At 40.7% G+C, this 17237-nt stretch carries 12 protein-coding genes and 1 tRNA gene; 10 read left to right on the top strand and 3 right to left on the bottom strand.

The genetic code is table 11. From position 1 onward, the window contains the following. Positions 1 to 11: 11 nt before the first annotated feature. Both ACFEL9_RS24920 and ACFEL9_RS24915 read left to right on the top strand, forming a co-directional pair. Positions 12 to 1001 (top strand): MlaD family protein, encoded by a 990-nt coding sequence (locus ACFEL9_RS24920; RefSeq protein ID WP_385895781.1) that lies wholly within the window; start codon positions 12 to 14, stop codon positions 999 to 1001. A gap of 7 nt (positions 1002 to 1008) precedes the next feature. After that, positions 1009 to 2874, top strand: a complete 1866-nt coding sequence (locus ACFEL9_RS24915) for an OstA-like protein (protein WP_385895778.1) — start codon at positions 1009 to 1011, stop codon at positions 2872 to 2874. A 296-nt stretch (positions 2875 to 3170) separates the two neighbouring features. On the opposite strand, the gene ACFEL9_RS24910 is transcribed toward ACFEL9_RS24915, so the two are convergent. Beyond that, positions 3171 to 5321, bottom strand: coding sequence for a carboxy terminal-processing peptidase (locus tag ACFEL9_RS24910; RefSeq protein WP_385895775.1), 2151 nt, complete (start codon positions 5319 to 5321; stop codon positions 3171 to 3173). A gap of 306 nt (positions 5322 to 5627) precedes the next feature. On the opposite strand from ACFEL9_RS24910, the gene ACFEL9_RS24905 reads away from it, so the two are divergent. The 5 genes from ACFEL9_RS24905 to ACFEL9_RS24885 all read left to right on the top strand — a co-directional run bounded on the left by ACFEL9_RS24905 (position 5628) and on the right by ACFEL9_RS24885 (position 11453). Next, a tRNA-His gene (locus tag ACFEL9_RS24905) sits at positions 5628 to 5703 on the top strand. 58 nt (positions 5704 to 5761) lie between these two features. Further along, positions 5762 to 6367, top strand: coding sequence for a DUF445 domain-containing protein (locus ACFEL9_RS24900; RefSeq protein ID WP_385895772.1), 606 nt, complete (start codon positions 5762 to 5764; stop codon positions 6365 to 6367). 141 nt (positions 6368 to 6508) lie between these two features. After that, positions 6509 to 9112: a TonB-dependent receptor domain-containing protein gene (locus tag ACFEL9_RS24895; RefSeq protein WP_385895769.1), complete on the top strand. Its 2604-nt coding sequence runs from the start codon at positions 6509 to 6511 to the stop codon at positions 9110 to 9112. A gap of 121 nt (positions 9113 to 9233) precedes the next feature. Next, a complete protein-coding gene (locus tag ACFEL9_RS24890) occupies positions 9234 to 10322 on the top strand; it encodes a glycosyltransferase (RefSeq protein WP_385895766.1) in 1089 nt (362 codons plus the stop codon). Next, positions 10323 to 11453 carry a glycosyltransferase family 4 protein gene (locus tag ACFEL9_RS24885; protein WP_385895763.1) on the top strand — a complete coding sequence of 377 codons (1131 nt, stop codon included), beginning with the start codon at positions 10323 to 10325 and terminating at the stop codon, positions 11451 to 11453. On the opposite strand, the gene ACFEL9_RS24880 is transcribed toward ACFEL9_RS24885, so the two are convergent. Then, positions 11434 to 12123 (bottom strand): cell division ATP-binding protein FtsE, encoded by a 690-nt coding sequence (locus ACFEL9_RS24880; protein ID WP_385895760.1) that lies wholly within the window; start codon positions 12121 to 12123, stop codon positions 11434 to 11436. The two genes, ACFEL9_RS24885 and ACFEL9_RS24880, sit on opposite strands and share 20 nt — an antisense overlap. A gap of 126 nt (positions 12124 to 12249) precedes the next feature. Here ACFEL9_RS24880 and ACFEL9_RS24875 point away from each other — a divergent pair, with 126 nt between their 5' ends. Together ACFEL9_RS24875 and ACFEL9_RS24870 are read left to right on the top strand one after the other, a co-directional pair. Then, complete coding sequence (locus tag ACFEL9_RS24875) at positions 12250 to 12621, top strand: BlaI/MecI/CopY family transcriptional regulator (protein WP_276503302.1); 372 nt, start codon at positions 12250 to 12252, stop codon at positions 12619 to 12621. After that, positions 12618 to 14834 (top strand): N-acetylmuramoyl-L-alanine amidase, encoded by a 2217-nt coding sequence (locus ACFEL9_RS24870; RefSeq protein ID WP_385895756.1) that lies wholly within the window; start codon positions 12618 to 12620, stop codon positions 14832 to 14834. Before ACFEL9_RS24875 ends, ACFEL9_RS24870 begins: the two co-directional genes overlap by 4 nt. Before the next feature lie 34 nt (positions 14835 to 14868). On the opposite strand, the gene ACFEL9_RS24865 is transcribed toward ACFEL9_RS24870, so the two are convergent. Continuing rightward, entirely contained in the window at positions 14869 to 16038 is a 1170-nt protein-coding gene (locus ACFEL9_RS24865; protein WP_385895753.1) for an AIR synthase related protein, read from the bottom strand. Positions 16039 to 16233: 195 nt separating this feature from the next. Between ACFEL9_RS24865 and ACFEL9_RS24860 the strand changes: the two genes are divergently transcribed. Continuing rightward, positions 16234 to 17205, top strand: a complete 972-nt coding sequence (locus ACFEL9_RS24860; protein ID WP_385895750.1) for a bifunctional riboflavin kinase/FAD synthetase — start codon at positions 16234 to 16236, stop codon at positions 17203 to 17205. The last annotated feature ends 32 nt before the right edge of the window (positions 17206 to 17237 follow it).

Raw genomic sequence — 17237 nt, 5'->3', positions numbered from 1 at the left:
AAACCGGCATTATGAAGATTAAAAACGAAACCAAAGTAGGCGTACTCACCGTTGTGGCCCTCGCCCTGCTCATCATCGGCTTCAATTTTTTAAAGGGTAAAGACATTTTCAACAATACCACCAAGATCTACGCAGTTTTTTCGAAACTCGGGTCACTTGCCAAGGCAAACGAGGTTAAGATCAATGGCCTCACTGTGGGAACAGTGTATGACATGGAAGAAACGGATAAAAATGTCAGCGGCATCAAGGTCACCATCAGCCTCACCCGTGATGTCAATATTCCCAGCAATTCCGTGGCGTATATCACCGCGCCTTTAGGTGGTTTGGGTTCCTCCTCCATAATTATCGAAAAAGGTGATGCTACCACCTACTTAAAAGATGGTGATGTGTTGCAGACAAGAATAGATGAAGGCCTTTTTGGTGGGTTGTCCGCAGAAGTTTCTCCCACACTTTCAAAAATCAGGAATTCGTTGGATTCGCTAAACCGTGTATTTGGAAATATCAATACATTATTTGATGCAGGTGCGAAACGAAACCTGCAGCATACCATTGCGAATCTTGATATGGCCACCAGTTCGCTAAACAGAATCCTTGACCCACAGAACAGTGCCCTGGCTTCCACTCTTAATAATGTAAATGCTATCACAGGCAACCTGAAAAATAACAATGATAGTATTACAGCCATTGTCGCCAATACAAAACAATTCACTGATAAATTATCAAAGCTTGACCTGCAGCAAACAATGGATACATTGCAAGCAGCAATGACGCAGTTGAAAGCAACTATTACCAAGATATCCAGTAAAGATGGTTCACTCGGAGCTTTAATTAATGACAGGCAATTGTATGATAAACTCAATGATGCCATCCTGAGCGCAGAAATACTGATTGATGATCTTCGTGCACATCCCAAACGCTACGTTAATTTATCCGTCTTTGGCAAAAAAGATAAAGGTGGGGCTTTAACTTCGCCCCTGAAAAAAGATACGGTTCCCCGGTGAGTCGATAATGAATTACAATAAATTTTCCCGCTTACTTATTTTTTTATTGCTGTTAAACGGCCATTGGGTGTTTGCGCAAAACAGTCCCGGCACTGTTGCCGAAGACACCACCAAAAAGGTTCATATACTTAGCAATACCCGCAACCTGGTGTTTCAAACGCTGGATGACAGTACAAGGCTCACCATCGTAACTGGCGACGTAAAACTAAGACAGGGAACTGCCTTGTTTTATTGTGATAGTTGTGTAATCAACTCCCGCACCAATATATTCGAAGCATGGGGAAAGGTACACATCAATGATTCAGACACGGCGCATATTTATGCTAACCATCTTCGCTATCTCAGTAAGTCGAGGCTGGCCTACCTGGACGGCAACGTGAAATTAACTGATGGTAAGGCGACTCTTACCACTCCCGACCTGGAGTATGATATGGAAACCAACCTTGGCACCTACAAAAATGGCGGTAAGGTGGTCAATAAAAAATCGGTGCTTACCAGCCAGGAAGGTTATTATTATGCCGATCTGAAAGATGTGTATTTTAAGAAAAATGTGCTGCTGAAAGATCCGGCTTATACTATCGACACCGACTCCTTACTTTATAACACGACAACCCAAAGCACCCGGTTCATTTCCAGAACTACCATTAAGGATAGCAGTGGCCGTATCATTAAAACAAGAGAAGGTTATTATAATCAACAAACGGGCAAAGCAGAATTTGGACAGCGGCCTGAGATCATTGATGGTAACCGGTTCATCACTGGTAATCGCATTGCTTTTGACGATAGCACCGGCATGTACCAGGCTGAGGGGAATGCCGTTGTAAGGGATACGGCACAGGGAACTACCATCATTGGTGGGCTGATCTATCAAAACCGAAAAACGGAAGCGGTGCTGGCCACCCGTAAACCACTTATGATCATCAAGCAGCAGGAAGACTCCATTTATATTACGGCTGATACGCTTTTTTCAGCTCGCCTCACCGACAGGTTTGGCAAAACTTCGCTGGAAATAGATACCATCAAAGGAACGAACGTAGTAGCCATCAATGAAAAAGACAGTATCGGTATTACCACAGTTGACACCAATTTGACTGTGGCAATTACTGATACGCTGATAAGAATGGATTCAGTAATGAAAAATATGGCGGTGGAAAAAAAGTTGGCAGTGATCGACAGGAATGACAGTATCAAAAACAGCAGGTCCGATAGCTCCTTCTTTCAAAAGCCAATGGATATTTCGGTGGAGAACAAATTGCCGGAGGCGGATACTGCGAAGGGAAGGCAACTTGTTGTCAATGAAAAAGACAGCACCAATCGTTATTTTGAGGCTTATAGTAATGTCCGCATCTTTTCCGATTCATTACAATCCGTCTGCGATAGTCTTTTCTACTCCTTTAAGGATTCCGTATTCCGGTTATATAAGGACCCGGTAGTATGGGCACAAAAAAGCCAGATCACCGGTGATACTATTCATCTGTATACAAAAAATAAGAAAGCGGATAAGGTGGAAGCTTTTGAAAACAGTTTTTTAATTAACCGGCTTGAAGATGATGTTTACAACCAAATAAAATCAAGCCGGATGGACGGCTGGTTTATTGATGGTAATATTGATTCGGTGAGGGCACAGGCCTTTGCGGAATGCATCTATTATATACAAGATGATGACAGCGCCTATACGGGCATTAACCAGTCGCAGTGTGATATCATCGATATTTATTTTGAAAATAAAGAACTGGATAAAGTAGTATTTCGCAGTGCCGTCACCGGTACCATTTGGCCCATCAAACAAAAAAGCCCGCAGGAAATGCAATTGCAGGGTTTTCGCTGGCTGGACGAACGAAGACCTAAGACGAAGTATGAAATGTTTGAATAATTTTTTTATTGAGAGTTTGCAACCGCCGTCCCATTGGCTATCCCCTTTTTAATATTTACAAATTATCTTCTTCCTTCACCTGACCAATATCAAACGGGTTATCTATAGAAGTCAACTTAGTAAAAAGCGACCTTAAGTTTCAGCAGGAATAAATCATAAATTTATTTATTAGCCTGGAAAAACAGGAATTTTTATGACACTATATGAAATGAAGCCTAATCGGGGGCAAAAAAATGGTGATATTTATCCTTTACCAGGATTAAATATCACCAGGTGTACTACAAGAATTAAATCAATTAAAAAGCCTTCTTAGGCAGCTCCTCTCCTTTTTTTGCTTTTACCAGGTTTTGCTGGTTGATCACATCATTCACAACTTTAACTGCCTGGTCGAGATAAATATCTTTTCTCAAATTTTTCAACCACTGGTTAAATCGTTCCTGTTTTGATTTGTCATTTGCCCATCGATCCGTTTCACCCGGAAGAGCTGAGACATTGATATCGTTTTTCAGCTTCATCAGGGATTCATTTTGCGCAAAGGTGGCCCTGATTAGTTTTTGTTCTTTTTTGTATTTATCCAGTTGCAATGAATATTGCTTATCATTCTGGCTGGCCAGCCACTCGGTATTTTCTTTTATTAGCTTAAATGCGGGATCGTTTTCAATACGTTGGTTGCTCAACTGCTGAATTACCTTCAAATCATAACCGGCATTCCAGGCTGAATAAGGGGATTTGTTGATCTCATCCCATGGCAATGCATCAGGATTATCCTTTTCTCTCACCTTCAGGTGTTCGAGTTGATCTGGCAAAACTATGTCAGAGGTAACACCTCTCAATTGAGTAGAACCACCGTTGATCCGATAGAACTTTTGCAAGGTCAATTTAACAGTTCCCAATTCCGAATTAGACATGGAGAAACCTGTTTCAGGATCGAGGCCTATGTTGCGTTGCACAGTTCCTTTACCATAAGTGGAAGTACTTCCAATAACCACTCCCCGTCCATAATCCTGGATAGCAGCCGCGAATATTTCGGAAGCAGATGCGCTAAACTCGTTTACCATCACTGCCAGCGGACCCGTATATAAAACAGATTTGTCTTTGTCCTTTAAAACCTGCGGCCTGTTCTCCCTGTCTTTTACCTGTACTATTGGCCCGTCTTCGATAAACAAACCTGCCATTTGTACTACATCATATAAAGATCCTCCGCCATTGTTACGAAGATCTATCACGATCCCATCAACATTCTGCTCTTTTAATTTTACAACTTCTTTTTGTACATCGATATAACTGCGATTGCCATTTACATTTTCAAAATCTGCATAAAACTCAGGCAAGAAAATATAACCAATTTTGGAATTGCCGTTTTTTACAATAGCACTACGGGCAAATGTTTCATCCTGCACAATTTCATCACGAATAAGAGAAACAACTTTAAGCGAACCATCGGCTTTTTTAACCGTCAGCTTAACTTCAGTTCCCTTCTTGCCGCGGATCAATTTAACTGCATCTGTTACCAAATAACCGGTAAGATCGACAGGCTCTTCCTTGCCCTGAGCCACTTTCTGAATGATATCACCAGGTTTCAACTCACCTGATTTCCAGGCTGGTGTTCCGGCAACAATACTGCTTACTTTAATATTGCCTTCGTCATATTGCAATTGTGCACCAATACCAAAAAAACGACCGCTCATTTCTTCATCAAAATATCTTTTATCTACCGGTGGGAAAAATTCTGTATGAGGATCCATTGTATTGGTAATCGCATTGACAAACACATTGAACTTGTCATCATCATTGAATTTGAAACGGAAACGTTCAAACAACCGGTCGATGATTTTTTTCACTTTTTCACGAGCATCTTTTTCAAGCTCGGCATCTGTTTTGGCAACAAATCCTTCCTTACCTTTATTCTTTTCTCTCGTGTCAAGTAAATCGGAGTAGCGCTCCAAAGTCAGGTATTTCAGCTTTTTTCTCCAGCGTTCTTTTATTTCATTTGCAGACCCGGCATACTCCAATTTATCGCCATCAAGCGTTACCTGCTCATCGATGGTAAAGTCAAACGGTTTAGCCAATACTTCATTGCAGATAATTGCCGCTTCCTCCATTCTTGTATTAAACACCTTGCCAGCAGCCTGGAAAAATTCTACTGGTGCTCCTTTTATTTCATCATCAATTTTCGTTTCATATTTTTTTTGCAGTGTTGTTATATCGCTTTGCAAAAACATATTTTTCTCAGGATCGAGATCAACCAGGTATTTGGAAAAAATCTTCCTGGAAAAATTATCATTTATGTCCTGCGGACTAAAATGCGCCTGGGTCAACATACTTCCAACCAGCTTCAATATTTCTTCATATTTGTTTGGCGGATTCTTTGTTCCAGTTCCCATAGTTTGAAATGCCAGGAATGATCCTGCCACAATCATCATGATCACAATCGGAAGTCGCTTCATATTCAATAAATATTTTAGTGCATTATGCATATCCAAAAATAACGCAAAATCAACGGTTTTAGTGCTTTTACGTCCTTTTAACAATGGTTTTTGATAAGCGGAAAGTAGGACGTCAGAAGCCTGAAGTCGGAAATCAGAGAGACCATTTTTGTTATACCCACACCGCTGATCATACTTTCTTTTGCCGTACCACTATCGGGCCGAAGATCCGATTTTCATATCCCTTCTCTTACTTCAAGCATCTTCATTTTTATTATTTGTAATTTTTTTACTTCCCTTTTTTACCTATTTTTGCAGCTCTAAAATGGTGGTTGTAGCTCAGTTGGTTAGAGCATCAGATTGTGGTTCTGAGGGTCGCCGGTTCGAGCCCGGTTAGCCACCCTACCAAACCCCGATTTCGTCAGAAGCGAACGGGGTTTTTAATTTATTAAGTCCCAAGAATGAATTATTGGCTTCTTTCCATTCCCCTTCTTTCTGCTTTTGTCGGCTGGCTCACTATCAACCTGGCAGTTAAGTTGTTTTTTAAACCCTATCTGCCAATTTCTTTTTTTGGCCTTAAAATCCACGGGGTATTTCCTGCCCGAAAAGAAGAGATAGCCAGGGCTGCTTCAAACTATGCAGCTACACAGTTTGCAGACCTTAAGGGGTTGGAACAAAAAATCAGCGATCCTAAAAATTTTGAAAATGTAAAACCGCTTATTGAAAATCATATGGATGATTTTCTTCGCAACAGGCTCAAAGAACAAATGCCCATGATCAGCATGTTCATTGGCGACAAAACCATCAGTTCATTAAAAGAAATTTTTATCCGGGAAATAGAGGACCTTTTCCCCCGGGTAATGCTGCAGTTTAGTGGCACATTAAAACAGCAGTTTAATATTGAAAACCTCGTAAGAGAAAAGATCAAAGCCATTTCGCCGGAACAGCTTACTAATCTTGTTTACACACAGCTTAATAGGCCAATAAGATCAGCATCTATGCTTGGTGCTGGTATTGGATTGCTAATTGGTCTTATACAACTAGCCATCATTTTACTGTCCTCCTGAACTGGTTAAATACTCCCGAAGGTCAATTCGGATAGCATTTCATGCCATTCGTGTAATAGTCATGACGCTGTCAGCAAGTTCTGGCAATTTTGGGCGTCAAATCTTCACACAACCTATATTCAAACCTTCACACAACATATTATGAGATATTTTTTTACTGCTTCTTTTTTATTTTTTACAGCAATTTCATTTGCTCAGCCCCGGTTTGGAGGAGGAAATCGTGGACAAGGACAATCGATAACCGGACGTTTGTACGGCAAAATCGTCGAGTCTACTTCAGGTAAACCAGTCGAATATGCATCTGTTCAGCTTATACAAAATAAACTTGACACTGTTACCAAACAACGAAAAGAAACAGTAATAGGTGGTATGCTGACCCGGGCCAATGGAGACTTTACCGTTGAAAATGTGCCTGTATTCGGTCCCTTGAAGTTGAAAGTAACCGGCATCGGTTATAAAGAATTCACCCAAAATGTCTCCTTTGAACTAAAGAGAGGTGGTGACCCGAGTGCTATGATGAATGCCCTAGATAAAGACCTTGGCAACATCAAAATTGAAATCGAAGAAAAAGTATTGGGAAACGTGACAGTTACTTCTGAAAGACCGGGATTACAGTTAGGAATCGACCGCAAAATATTTAATGTAGACAAAAATTTGGTATCGGCCGGGGGGACAGCAGTAGACATTATGCGTAATATTCCATCATTGAATGTAGATATTGACGGCAATGTCACTATGCGGAATAATACACCCCAACTGTTTGTGGATGGACGCCCTACTACTCTCACACTAGAGCAGATTCCGGCTGATGCTATTCAAACTGTTGAATTGATCACTAATCCTTCAGCAAAATTTGATGCGTCTGGCGGTACGTCTGGAATTCTTAATGTAGTGCTCAAAAAAGAAAAAAAGGTTGGCTACAATGGAAATGTAAGAACCAATGTGGATTCCCGCGGCCGTGTGGGCTTTGGAGGCGATATTAATCTTCGCCAGCAAAAGGTAAACTTGTTTGCCAGCGGTATGTTCAATCAACGAAAATCGATAAGCACCGGCGAAACAACCCGTACTAATTTATTTGACGACCCGGATACTTATATTCTGCAAAATGATCGCTCAGTTCAAATGGGGCAATTTGGTTTTGGCCGTGCCGGATTGGATTATTTTATCAGTAACCGGAACACCTTATCGTTGAGTACCAATTTCGCCAGGGGCAGTTTTAAACCGCATACGGAAAGCGATATCCTCGTTGATACATTATATTCTCCGGCTAAAAGCTCTTTTTACAATCGCAGCTCCGATATGAAAGGGAATTTCCGCAATCTTGGCGCTACCATTAGCTTTAAGCATAACTTCCCGAGGGCCGGCCGTGAGTGGACCGCGGATGCGACCTATAATAAAAGTAAAAACTCCAATAACAGCAATATTGTTACCGACACATTTAGCGTACCAGCGCATGATCTTGTCGGAACTTACAAGCAACTGCAACAGGTAAGAGGCAACAATGAAAATTTGGTGATACAAACCGATTTTGTTAATCCCATTAACGATAAGTCGAAAATAGAAATGGGCTTGCGGGCACAGTTGAGAAAAACGAATAGCGCCAGTGCTTTTTATGTTGATGATAATGGGCTGTGGGTGCTGCAACCAACTTCGCAAACAAATTATGAAAGCAATGACCAGGTATATGCCGCCTATGCAGCTTACTCCAACCAGGTTGGAGCATTTGGTTATCAATTGGGGTTACGTGCCGAAAGCTCAAACTATGAAGGCAAGTTGTTGAAAACCGGCGAAACCTTCGATATTAAATTTCCGGTAAGCCTCTTTCCCAGCATTTTTGTTTCTCAAAAATTGGGTGATGACCAAAGTTTGCAATTGAACTACAGCCGTCGGATCAACAGACCCAACTTTTGGCAACTGACACCGATCACCGATTCATCAGACAGGCTGAATCCAAGAAAAGGTAATCCGGGACTAAAACCGGAATTCACCAATTCACTGGAGCTTTCGTATGAAAAAACATTTAAGAATAAAGGCAATTTCCTCGCATCCATTTACTATAAGCATACCGACGATCTGATCACCAGCTTCCAGGAACGGGGCACGGGTTCAGGCGGCGAAACCATTGCATTGACTACGTTCATTAATGCCAATTCGAGCTATGTCACCGGTATTGAATTAACATCAAGAAATAGTTTTACTAAATGGTGGGAGTTTACACCCAATTTCAATCTTTATACATCGGATGTAAAGATCAATTTAGCCGGCGAAACGGACCAGCCGAGATTGACAAGCTATTTCGTAAAAGTGAATAATACATTCAAATTGCCGAAGAATGTTTCCATTCAGCTATCCGGTGATTACCAGTCTAAAACAGTATTGCCTCCCGGCGGCAGTGGCGGCGGTGGTGGCCGGGGAATGGGACCAATGTTTGGAGGTCCGGCTTCTGCTTCACAAGGATATGTTCGTCCTAACTATGGCGTAGATGTCGCTGTTCGCTATGAATTTTTAAAAAACAGGGCTGCTTCTGTTTCAGTAAATATGAACGATATTTTCAGAACACGCCGCTCAGACATCCATTCGGAATCCTCTTTCATTATCCAGGATGCGTTCCGTCGTCGTGACCCGCAAATTCTTCGTGTCAACTTCAACTGGCGTTTTGGAAAAATTGACCCTAATTTATTCAAACGCAAAAATACAAGAGCCGACCAGGGAGGTGCAACAGAAGGAATGAATATGGGGCAATAAACCGGTAACAATAAAGAGATAACATACAGAAGAGGTCTAATAATCACATGTAGAAACAAAACCTTCCGTGTACAAGCGGAAGGTTTTTTATTGGGCGGCAGGAATGTATATTTGGCGCTTTATGCGCCAACTTGTATTTACAGTAACTAACGACCTCACCTACGACCAGCGAATGATACGCATTTGCTCCTCGTTAGCTAATGATGGCTTTGCAGTGACATTGGTTGGCCGAAAAATGAAAGACTCTGTGCAGCTCCGGGCAATGCCCTTTTCGCAGAAAAGATTGTTTTGCTTTTTTTCCAAAGGAAAAATGTTTTATGCCGAATACAACATCCGGCTTTTCTTCTATTTACTCTTCCGAAAAATGGATCTTATCTGTGCGATAGACCTGGATACTATTTTACCCTGTCTTTGGGTATCAAAAATTAAAGGCAAGAAAAGAGTGTACGACGCACATGAACTTTTTTGCGAGATGAAGGAAATTGTACAACGGCCGGGTGTTTACAAAATCTGGAAAGGCATTGAACGAAAAACTGTTCCTCAATTTAAACTTGGCTACACGGTAAATGAGCCAATTGCACAAGAGTTTAAACGAATGTATGGCTGTGAATATATCGTTATCAAAAATGCGCCGGTTCTCAAGCCATTTGTAATACCGGAAAAACAAGAGAAATATATTTACTACCAGGGTGCAGTCAATGAAGGCCGGAGCTTTGAAACCGTCATCCCGGCCATGCAAGAGGTAAATGCCCGCTTGCTGATTGCCGGGGATGGAAATTTCATGGAGCAGGCAAGAGCACTGGTAAAAAAATACGGGCTTGAAAAAAAAATAATCTTTCTCGGCAAAATAGAGCCAAATCAACTTCCGCAATATTTGTATAAAGCCTGGATTGGGCTCACCTTGTTTGAAAACAAAGGTCTTAGCAATTATTTTTCACTGGCCAACCGCTTTTTTGACTATATCCATGCTGGCGTCCCCCAGTTGGGCGTAGACTATCCTGTGTACCGGGAAATAAACAAAAACTCTCCTGTTGCTGTTCTAATTGAAGATTTGAGCAGCAGCAATATTGCGGCTCAACTGAACCTATTGCTCGAAAATGATGTTTTGTATCATGAACTGCAGCAAAATTGCCTGCAAAAGAGAGAATTAATCAATTGGCAACATGAAGAACAAAAATTGCTCAGTTTTTATCAATCCATTTTTAAATAGGTGAATCGTTATTTACATATCGTATGCCTCGATGTGCCCTGGCCTGCTGATTATGGCGGCGCTATTGATATGATGAATCGTATCAAAATGTTTCACAAGCTTGGTATCCGGATTCACCTGCATTATTTCAGCTATAATGAAAGGGGTAATCCCAATGAGTTAAACCAGTTTTGTGAAACAATCAGTGTTTACAAAAGAGAGAACAATCCATCAGGATTTTCGCTAAAGACACCATTCATTGTTTCCTCCCGCATCAATGAGCAATTGATTGAAAGGCTGCAACAGGATAATCACCCGATATTATTGGAAGGCATTCATTGCACGGGTATATTACCAAAGCTGGATTTGAAAGCCCGGAAAATTATTGTGCGGATGCACAATGAAGAAAGCATTTATTACAAAGAACTGGCAATGGCCGAACATAGCCTTGTCAAAAAAATATTTTTTTACAATGAAAGCAGGCTTCTAAAGAAATACACGCATCATTTGCCACAGGATTGTGTTTATGCCTGTATTTCGGAAAATGATATTCAACTGCTACAGCACGACTATAAGTTAGACAAAGTAAAGTTTCTACCTGCATTCCCCAGCTGGCAAAAAGTAAATGGACAAGAGGGTCAGGGATGCATTTGCCTGTATCATGGCAATCTTTCTGTAATTGAAAATGAGAAAGCAGCATTATGGCTGCTATGCGAGGTTTTTACAAAAGCGAGGGTTCCTTTTGTCATTGCAGGAAAAAAACCATCGAAAAGATTGCAGAAATTAGCCGGGCTTTGCCAGCATACCTGCCTGGTGGCAGACCCTGCTGAATCGGAGATGAATGATCTTGTTCATAAAGCGCAAATACATGTGCTGCCGTGCTTCAATAAAAAAGTAACCGGCATCAGGCTTAAATTATTACATGCATTGTTTGAGGGAAGACATTGTGTGGTGAACCAGCAAATGGTAGAAGGTACAGGATTAGAAGATGCTTGCCATATAGGCAGCACGGCAAATGCTTTTGCTTCTATCATTACGCAATTGTATCACCAACCTTTTACAAGAGAGGAAATCATTCTGCGAAAGCAATTGCTGGGATCCACCTATGACAATGAAAAAAATGCCCGCCAGCTTATTCAATGGTTATGGTAGCATTGTCAATCACCCTTCCTCTTTCTGTCTTTATCGTCCTGGCTGGAAATTTTTGCACCACAATGTAATCATGCGTTGCCATTACAATGGATGTATTAAAGTCACGGCTGATATGAAACAGCAAATTCATGATCTCATCAGAGGTTTCAGGATCAAGATTGCCCGTAGGCTCATCTGCAAGGATCAGTTTGGGAGAATTCAATAAGGCACGGGCTATATCTACTCTTTGCTGTTCACCGCCACTCAATTCAAAAGGCATTTTAAAACCTTTCGCCTTCAAGCCCACTTTGTCTAACACATCCAACACTTTTTCATCCATCAGTTTTTCATCGGTCCATCCTGTTGCTTTTAAAACAAACTTCAGGTTGTTGTTTACATTGCGATCAGTCAGTAATTGGAAATCCTGGAATACAACTCCCAATGTCCGGCGCAGGTAAGGTACCTTTCTCCAATCCAGGTTGCGAATGCTAAAACCAGCCACTGTAGCTTCTCCTTCAGTCAATGCCAACTCACCATATAGTGTTTTTAAAAGACTGGATTTGCCGGTTCCTGTTTTACCAACCAAATACACAAACTCTCCTTTATTGACCGTAAGATTTACATCCTGCAACACAAGATTATTACCCTGGTATATATTGGCATGACTTATTTCAATAATCGGCTCTGACATTATTTCCAACTTTTGTTGCAAAATAAAGGATTCTATCCTAAGAGGAGTTCAATTTTTTATTAAACTAAAAATTTAGTTGTTAAACTAAAAAATTAGTTATACGTTTGAATTGTAATTTTTTCATGTATGAAAACATTGACCAAAGCAGAAGAACAGGTAATGCAGGCTTTATGGAAATTAAATAAAGCATTTCTCAGGGATCTTGTAGAAGCAATGCCTGTACCAAAACCTCACCAAAATACTGTTGCCACACTTTTAAAGATTTTAGTGGAAAAAGAATTTGTTGGCATTCATGTATTGGGACGTCAACATGAATATTATCCGCTGATGAGCAAGGAAGAATATTCAAAACGCACCATGAAGCAAATGGTAAAAGGCTATTTCGAAGGGTCGTTCAGTAATGTGGTGTCTTTTATGGTGAAGGAAAACAACATTTCCATTGAAGAACTCGAGACGCTTTTACAGCAAATTAAAAAACAGCAAAACCCTAAGAAATGAAAACGATATTGCTTTACCTGCTCCAGGTAATTATCAGCTCAGGCATACTGTATGGATATTATCATTTTTTTCTGCGAAATAAAAAATTTCATCAATACAACAGATACTATCTGTTATCTATTGTAGTCCTCAGCATCATTGTTCCGTTTTTGCAAATTCCCGTGTATTTTGATGATACTACAACAAAACCAATCTTCCTAAAAACGCTAACCACTATTTCGTCCAGTGGTTTTGAAGAAGATGATGTGATCACAACCATAACGGCGAAAGAATCATGGTTTTCTTTCAAAAATATTCTTTCACTTCTTTACATCATCGTGGGAGTGATTTTATTTGTCAGGTTTCTTCTGGCATTATGTAGAATCGTTCGCATGATAAACATCTATCCAAAAGAAAAACTGGACAATATCCAATTTATTGCTACAACTGATCCTGCTACTCCTTTCTCTTTTTTCCGCTGGCTTTTTTGGAACAATAAAATCGAGATCAATTCGGATAATGGCCAGCAAATATTCCGGCATGAACTATTTCATATCCGGCAAAAACATAGCTGGGATACTATTTTCCTTGAGGCGATCACGATATTATTTTGGATAAATCCTTTCTTCCATCTTTTAAAAAAAGAAATAAAAACTATTCATGAATTCCTGGCTGACAAGTTTGCCGTTGAAGAAAATAAGGAATGGGACTATGCTGAACTTTTGCTCATGCAGGTATTAGGCTCTCCCAACACAAGGTTAACCAATCCATTTTTCCATAACCAAATCAAAAGGCGTATTACTATGCTCACCTCATCTAAAAAAACAGGTTATCAATACCTGAGAAAAATAATGGTATTACCGTTGGCAGCCATCACTGTCACCCTATTTGCATTTACCTACAAAAACAAGATAAATAATAAGACTATATGGTCTGAAAAACCAATCACTGTTGTTGTTGATGCAGGTCATGGGGGTAATGATCCGGGAGCTAAGTCGCCTGATGAAAAATATAAAGAAGCACAATTGTCACTCGAACTGGCTAAAGCAGTAAAAGCAGTAGCCAGTGAATATAATATTACAGTAGTGTTAACCAGGGAAGACGATAAATTTCCAGGTGCTGTACACGATAAAAATGAAGCACTCAGAAAAAGAGTCGCCCTGACAACGGAGATGAAGGCTGATGCATTTATTTCCCTGCATCTCAGTGCAACACCAGAAAAAAACCAAAACAAATATTCAGGCTTTGAAGCCTATATTTCAAAAAACCGGGAAGCAACCGAAGATAAAATACTGGCTTCGGCCATTTTGCAAAATTTATCATCACTCTATAAAACCAGGACCGAAGCAAGAATCCGAAACCAAACAGGAATATATGTTCTGGATCAGAGTTCTTGTCCGGCTATTTTATTAGAATGTGGATTTATTAATAACCCGGAAGACATAAAATTTGTGACTGACAAAACAAACCAGGAAAAAATTGCCAGGAGCATTTTGGAAGGAATAGTAAAATATAAAAATGCTAAAACTTCCGTAAACCCGGATCAATCACAATTAATGACCGACACTGTACCAAAATCAAAGGACGATAATATAATTTTTGAAAAACTGGAAATCGAGCCTTCATTTCCGGGCGGCCAAACAGCATGGATAAACCATATCACAAAACATATTGATACCAAGCTGCCAATACAAAACGGTGCCCCATCCGGAAATTATACCGTGTTTGTCCGGTTTGTGGTCAATAAAGAAGGAGAAATTATAGATGTGAAGCCCTTGACAAAACATGGTTATGGCATGGAGGAACAGGTGGTGGAAGCGATAAAGAAAGGACCTCGCTGGATCCCAGGTATACAAAATGGATTTAAAGTAAATGCTTACAGGAAGCAGCCATTTACTTTCGTTATTCCCGGCAAAAAAAGTGACGTCACCGGGGTAGTTAAAGAGGGTGTAAAAACAACTAATGAAGTAGTAGTTGTTGGCTTTCCAAAACCAGCTCAAACAAAAAAAGTGATAGTGTCAGGCATTCCAAAACCCACTGAAAAAGGTGAGGTAGTTGCTATAGGATACGCAAACCATGCACCAATTACGGTAGCAGGTTATCCTAAAGATTCATCAAAACGAATCGAAGAAGTAAAAGTGGCTGGCTATGGCATTCCTAAACCCAACAAGGTAAAAGAAGTGACCGTCATCGGCTATCCAACCAGGGAAGCAGTTCAAAAAGTAAAACAATAATAAGATCTTCTGCATGCAGCAACAACAAACCTGATCAATAAACCAGCTTGTTGTTTTTTACGTCGATTACCAATTCCTTTTTCTTGTTCTCCTCTACCCTGCCAATAACCTGCGCCTCCACACCAAAACTTTTAGCGACGCTGATCATCTTGTCAGCGTCTTTTTCATTGGTGTATATTTCAAGCCGTGTTCCCATATTAAATACCTGGTACATTTCACGGTTATCGGCGCCACTGGCTTTTTGTATTAACTGGAAGATAACCGGCGGTTCAAATAAGTTGTCTTTTACGATGCGAACATTTTCCGGAACATATTTCAAACATTTGGTTTGCCCGCCACCGCTGCAATGGATCAATCCGTTGATGCTGTCAAAATGATTTTCCAACAGTTCCTTCATCACAGGAGCAAAGGTTCGGGTTGGTGAGAGCAAAAGTTTTCCGATCTCCAACGACTGATTTCCGACTTCCACTTCCTCCGTCATTTTATGAGGTCCGATGTAAACCACATCAGCCGAAAGCGAATTGTCAAACGTCTCGGGATATTGTTTTCCATAAGCCTTATTCAGCACATCATGCCTGGCGCTTGTAAGCCCGTTACTGGCTAAACCGCTGTTGTAAGCTGATTCATAATTTGCCTGGCCAAAACCCGCTAAACCAACAATCACATTTCCTGGTTTTATCTTTTCATTCGTAACGATTTTATCCTTCGGCCAGCGGGCAGTCATCGTACCATTGACGGCAATAGTACGAACCACATCGCCAACGTCCGCCGTTTCACCACCCATGAAGTTGATGTTGACGCCAAAACCTTTCATGTTATCAAAAAACTCCTGCGTACCATTGATAACCGCTTCCAGCACTTCGGCCGGGATATTTTTTTTATTACGATCAATGGTGGAAGAAAAAAGAAAGTTGTCATAGATACCGACACAAAGCAAATCGTCCAAATTCATCACGATCGCATCCTGGGCTATTCCTTTCCAAACCGATACATCTCCCGTTTCTTTCCAATATAGATAAGCCAGGATACTTTTGGTACCTGCACCATCTGCATGCATTACATTTACCCAGTTATTATCGCCACAGAGTACATCCGGGTATACTTTACAAAACGCTTTGGGAAAAAGTCCCTGGTCAAGATGCTTTGTTGCTTCATGTACTTCTTCTTTCTGGGCTGATACACCTCTTTTCTCGTATAAACTCATATCCAAATTTGTGCGGCAAAGCTAAAAAGAAACAGAACACGGATTGAAAGATTCCTAATTGATTTTATGCAACCAAACGGGATATGTTACCAGTTACCAGTTTCCTGTTACTGGTAACAGGAAACTGGTAACGAATACTGACTATTAAACATCACATCTTGATTTAGCTTTTTCAATTAGTTTTGCTTCACTTTTATGAAGGTCCACTATGATATAGAAAATCTGCCCTTGTTTCATAACTCCGTTATCACGATAGGCACATTTGATGGGGTGCATATGGGGCACCGGCAGATCATTGAGAAGCTAAAGCAGGAAGCAAAGGCTATTAATGGAGAAACGGTTATTATCACTTTTCATCCCCATCCCCGGAAGATCGTTTCCTCCACGATACTGGGCATCCGGTTGATTAACACACTGGAAGAAAAAATCGGTTTATTGGAGCAACTCGGAATAGATCATCTCGTTATCGTGCCTTTTACCGATGCCTTTGCCAACCAGCGGGCCGAAGATTATGTTGAACATTTTTTGGTCAATAAATTCCACCCGCATACTATTATTATCGGTTATGATCACCGGTTCGGTAAAGAAAGAAAGGGTGATTATGTCTTGCTGGAAAACCTGGCCCCGGTTTTCAAATACCAGCTAAAAGAAATTCCCAAACATGTGCTGGATGAAATTTCTATTAGTTCCACCCGCATCCGTGAGGCATTGCTGAATGGCCAAATAGAAATAGCAGATAAACTACTGGGCTATGAATTTTTCTTTACCGGTAAAGTGATTCATGGTGATAAACTGGGACGTAAGTTGGGCTACCCTACCGCTAACCTTAAAATACAGGATGAAGAAAAAATAACCCCAGGCAACGGTATTTACGCCGTATATGCCGAGTTGGTGGAAAATGTTCAAACGCTTACCGGAAAAAACCAGCCGTCTACCGGGAGTTCGCAGCGTATCAAAGGAATGATGAGTATTGGCTTTCGCCCCACGGTAGATGGGAAAAAACGGGTGATAGAAGTAAACCTTTTCGATTTCAATAGTGAAATTTATGACCGGTCACTGCGGGTATACGTAAAGAAATATTTACGGCAAGAAATAAAATTTGATTCACTGGATGAACTGGTCAGGCAAATTGACCAGGATAAAGTAGACAGCCAGAAAGTATTGTGAAATAACAGGCAATTAGCAATAAACAATTGGCA

Source organism: Terrimonas alba, from assembly GCF_042434975.1.
GTDB classification, from domain to species: domain Bacteria; phylum Bacteroidota; class Bacteroidia; order Chitinophagales; family Chitinophagaceae; genus Terrimonas_B; species Terrimonas_B alba.
The sequence above is the reverse complement of the archived record's forward strand: the minus strand, read 5'-3'. Positions and strand labels throughout refer to the sequence as shown.

Excerpts from the sequence above, each read along its gene's own strand:
- ACFEL9_RS24920 (WP_385895781.1), top strand. The coding sequence starts at position 12 with ATGAAGATTAAAAACGAAACCAAAGTAGGCGTACTCACCGTTGTGGCC.
- ACFEL9_RS24915 (WP_385895778.1), top strand. The coding sequence starts at position 1,009 with ATGAATTACAATAAATTTTCCCGCTTACTTATTTTTTTATTGCTGTTA.
- ACFEL9_RS24910 (WP_385895775.1), bottom strand. The coding sequence starts at position 5,321 with ATGAAGCGACTTCCGATTGTGATCATGATGATTGTGGCAGGATCATTC.
- ACFEL9_RS24900 (WP_385895772.1), top strand. The coding sequence starts at position 5,762 with ATGAATTATTGGCTTCTTTCCATTCCCCTTCTTTCTGCTTTTGTCGGC.
- ACFEL9_RS24895 (WP_385895769.1), top strand. The coding sequence starts at position 6,509 with ATGAGATATTTTTTTACTGCTTCTTTTTTATTTTTTACAGCAATTTCA.
- ACFEL9_RS24890 (WP_385895766.1), top strand. The coding sequence starts at position 9,234 with ATGCGCCAACTTGTATTTACAGTAACTAACGACCTCACCTACGACCAG.
- ACFEL9_RS24880 (WP_385895760.1), bottom strand. The coding sequence starts at position 12,123 with ATGTCAGAGCCGATTATTGAAATAAGTCATGCCAATATATACCAGGGT.
- ACFEL9_RS24875 (WP_276503302.1), top strand. The coding sequence starts at position 12,250 with ATGAAAACATTGACCAAAGCAGAAGAACAGGTAATGCAGGCTTTATGG.
- ACFEL9_RS24870 (WP_385895756.1), top strand. The coding sequence starts at position 12,618 with ATGAAAACGATATTGCTTTACCTGCTCCAGGTAATTATCAGCTCAGGC.
- ACFEL9_RS24865 (WP_385895753.1), bottom strand. The coding sequence starts at position 16,038 with ATGAGTTTATACGAGAAAAGAGGTGTATCAGCCCAGAAAGAAGAAGTA.
- ACFEL9_RS24860 (WP_385895750.1), top strand. The coding sequence starts at position 16,234 with ATGAAGGTCCACTATGATATAGAAAATCTGCCCTTGTTTCATAACTCC.